The following is a 3,702-nucleotide window of genomic DNA, read 5'->3' as shown; positions in this document are numbered from 1 at the left end:
CTCGTGCCGAGCACCGCCTCCCAGACCCCGGCCAACAACCGCTCCGTATCCGTACGACCCGCGACAAACTCCGCCTTCGCACCGACCGCATACCCGTCAAGCGGCAACGCCGCCAATGCCCGCCGATCCACCTTGCCGTTCACATTCAGCGGCAAACCGTCCAACACCACGAAGACACCCGGAACCATGTAGTCGGGCAGCGCTTCGGCGAGGAACCGCTGCAGGTCCTCCGGCTCCACCGGCTCGCGGACGGCGACGTACGCGACCAGGCGTTTGGTGCCCTCGTTCTCGTGCAGCAGCACAGCGGCAGCGCCCACCCGGGGGTGCAGGGTGAGGGCGTTCTCGATCTCCCCCAACTCGACCCGGAACCCGCGGATCTTCACCTGGGCGTCCATCCGGCCCAGGAACTCGATCGTGCCGTCGCTCAGGTGCCGGACCCGGTCACCAGTGCGGTAGAGGCGTCCGCCGGGCTTGCCGAACGGATCGGGGATGAACACCTCGGCGGTCAGGTCGGGCCGGCCCAGATAGCCGCGGGTCACCCCCTGCCCGCCGACGCAGAGCTCGCCGGGGACACCGACCGGCACCGGTCGCAGCCGGGAGTCGAGGACGTACAACTGGGCGCCGGAGATCGGCCGGCCGATGTGGACGTGCTTCTGATCCGCCGTGAACCGGGCGAGGGAGACGGCGACGGTGGTCTCGGTCGGGCCGTACCCGTTGAAGAAGCCCCGGTCCTTCGCCCAGACCCGGACCAGGTCCAAGGGGCAGGCCTCGCCGCCGACGCCGATGTTGCGCAGTGCGGGCAGGTTCGCCGGGGGCAGGGTGGCCAGCGCCGAGGGTGTGATGCCGATGTTCTGGACGGCCTGCTCCACCAGGAACTCGGCGAGATCGGTGCCGATCATGCGCAGGCCGGCCGGCGGCAGGACGAGGGTGCCGCCGGACAACAGCGCGGTGGAGATCTCCCAGACGGAGATGTCGAAGCTGAGCGAGGTGCTCTGCAGGACCCGCTGCGGGTTGTCCCGGCCGTAGTTCTCCCGCTGCCACTCGACGAGGTGGCGAATGCCCCGGTGCGGGACCTGCACGCCCTTGGGCTGCCCGGTCGACCCGGAGGTGTAGATGACATAGGCCAGGTTGTCGGCGGTCACGCCGGTCACCGGCGGGTCGTCGGGGAACTCCGCGAGCTTCGGCCACAGGGTTTCCAGGTCGAGCACGGTGGCATCGCAGTCGGGCAGCAGGCTCATCACGGACTGCTCGGTCAGCAACACCCGCAGGCCGGCGTCCGAGGCCATGTAGGCCAGGCGCTCTCGCGGGTAGGTCGAGTCGAGCGGGACGTAGGCGCCACCCGCCTTGAGGATCGCGAGGAGACCGACGACCATCTGTACCGATCGCGGAACGCACAGGCCGACCAGTGTCTCGGGGCCGACGCCGTTGGCCCGCAGCAGGTGTGCGAGCCGGTTCGAGCAGCGGTCGAGCGCGGCGTAGCTCACCTGCTCGTCCCCGGCGGCCAGCGCGATCCGGTCCGGACCGCCGCGCACCTGCTCGGTGAACAGTTCGTGGAAACAGGCGGGGCGCTCCACCTCCTGCTGGCGCTGCTGCAAGCGCAGGCGAAGGAGTTCCCGCTGCTTCCCGGTGAGCTGCGACAGGTGATCAGTCATCGATTTCACTCTTCTCTGCGGCCGGCATGGAGCTCTCGATCTCGGCCAGGAGCTCCCCGTCGGACAGCTCCTGGATCTCCGCGACGAGTTGGGCGAGCAGTTCCTCATCGGTCGCCGGGTCCCCGTGCAGAACCAGGTGCTGCTCCTGCTCGGTCAGCAGGGAGAACCGGGCCAGCGGGGCGTCGGGCAACGCGGTCACCTGGGTGCACAGGTGCTCCAGGTGGGTGAGCAGACGCTCGACCGTCTCGCTGTCGAAACGCCGCGGGTCGTACTGCGCGGTGATGTGCACCTGCCCGTCCTCCAGCGTGGCCACGACGCCGAGTGGGTAGTGGATGCGCTCCTCGGAACGAGGCCGGCCCAGCCGGAGTGCCGCCGCCGTAGGCGCCTGTTCCACCGGGTAGTTCTCGAAGACGCACAGGGTGGTGAACAACGGGGCCGTGGACGTGAGGCCGCTCCAGCGCTGCACCCGTTCCAGGGGACTGAACTCGTACTGCCGCATCTGCAGGTTCTGCTCCTGCAGACCACGTATCCACTCGCTCCACGGCATTGCTCCGGGCAGGCGTATCCGGAGCGGCAGCGTGTTGATGAACAGACCGGTCATGTGTTCCGCGCCGGCGAGGTCGGTGGGGCGGCCGGACACCACCACACCGAAGATCACGTCGTCGGTGTCCTCGTATCGGCTGAGCAGCAGCGCCCAACAACCCTGGAAGATGGTGTTGAGGGTGATCCGGTGCTGCTGGGCCAGTTCCTGCAACCGTTCGCTGGCCAGTTTGCCGAAGACGTGGCTGACCTCGGCGTGGCTCGGTGCCGACGCCGCGGGGGCAGCCGCCGCACGACGTTCGATGCCCAGCGGGCCGGCTTCCCTGACACCGTCCAGCACCTCGCGCCAGTACCGCTCCGCCTGCCCCATGTCCTGGGCGGCGAACCAGGTGACGTAGTCGCGGTAGGGGCGGACCGGGTGCAGGTCGGGCTGGCGATCGTGGACGAGCGCGTCATAGACCCGCCGGACCTCGGCGAGCAGCAGGGCATAACTCCAGCCGTCCAGGATGGCGTGGTGCATGCTCAACACGAACCGGTAGCTGTCCTCGCCGGTGCGGGCGAGCAGGATGCGCCACTGCGGGTTCTCGTGGGGCTCGAAGCCACGGTCGCGGTCCTGCCGCAGGTGGTCGGCCAGCCGGGCCTCGACCGGTTCGTCACGCCAGTCCTGCTCGGTCAACGGGACCGGAATGTCACGCCAGACCAGTTGCAGCGGCTCGTGACCGGGCAGGGACCAGAAACTGGTACGCAGGATCGAGTGGCGCCGCATGACCTCAGCCCAGCTCCGCCGGAACAACGCACTGTCGAGTTCCTGATCGATCTCGTGCATGAGCTGGACGTGGTAGAGGCCTTGTCCCTGGGCGTACTGGCTCTGGAACCAGAGACCCTGCTGCAGCGGAGTCTGCGGATAGCAGTCCTCCAACGGGCGAACCAGGCCACTGCCATGCCAGGACGGGTGCTCGCGAAGCGCATCGATCTCGGCCTGGGACAGAGCACTGGCCGGCAGATCCGACGGGCTGTAATTGTCGACGTCGTCGCGACGAGCGTCCTCGACCAGCCGCCGCAGAGCCTCCGTCATGTCCCGCGCGACCCGCTCGATCGTCTCCGGGCGGAACGCGGCGCCGTAGGTCCACTCCGTCCGCAGCTCGCCGTCCTGGACCCGGCTGACCACGTCGATCTGGTACGCCCGGTGGTTGTCCGCGCCGATGTCCGCACCGACCGCCTCGTACGCCGCGGCGAAGCTGTCCTCCCCGTCGAACGTGCCCAGATGGTTGAAGCTGATCGGGGCGGCGTCGGCCTCCGGGGCGAGCAGTCCGTAGCCGATGCCGTTGCGGGGACGCCGCCGCAGGTATTCCTTGACGGTCCTGAGGTGGTCGGCGGGCCGGCCGGTGGGTGCGGGCAACCGCAGGGGGCTGATCGTGGTGAACCAGCCAACAGTCCGGGTCAGGTCAAGATCGGGGTGCAGATCCTCCCGCCCGTGACCCTCCAGATCGATGCGCACATGACTACCACC

The 3,702-nt window shown here is 68.9% G+C and carries 2 protein-coding genes; both read right to left on the bottom strand.

All coding sequences use genetic code 11. The features are described from left to right. Nucleotides 1-1,652 (bottom strand): amino acid adenylation domain-containing protein (locus ABZT18_RS32055; RefSeq protein ID WP_355253278.1); only part of this gene is annotated, 1,652 nt, incomplete at its 3' end. Beyond that, nucleotides 1,645-3,702 (bottom strand): condensation domain-containing protein (locus tag ABZT18_RS32050; protein ID WP_355253275.1); only part of this gene is annotated, 2,058 nt, incomplete at its 5' end. The genes ABZT18_RS32055 and ABZT18_RS32050, both read right to left, overlap by 8 nt.

The sequence above is a fragment of the Micromonospora sp. NPDC005291 genome, from assembly GCF_040607415.1.
Taxonomy (GTDB): Bacteria; Actinomycetota; Actinomycetes; order Mycobacteriales; family Micromonosporaceae; genus Micromonospora.
Note: the sequence above shows the minus strand (reverse complement) of the source record. Positions and strands in the feature narration are given on the sequence as shown.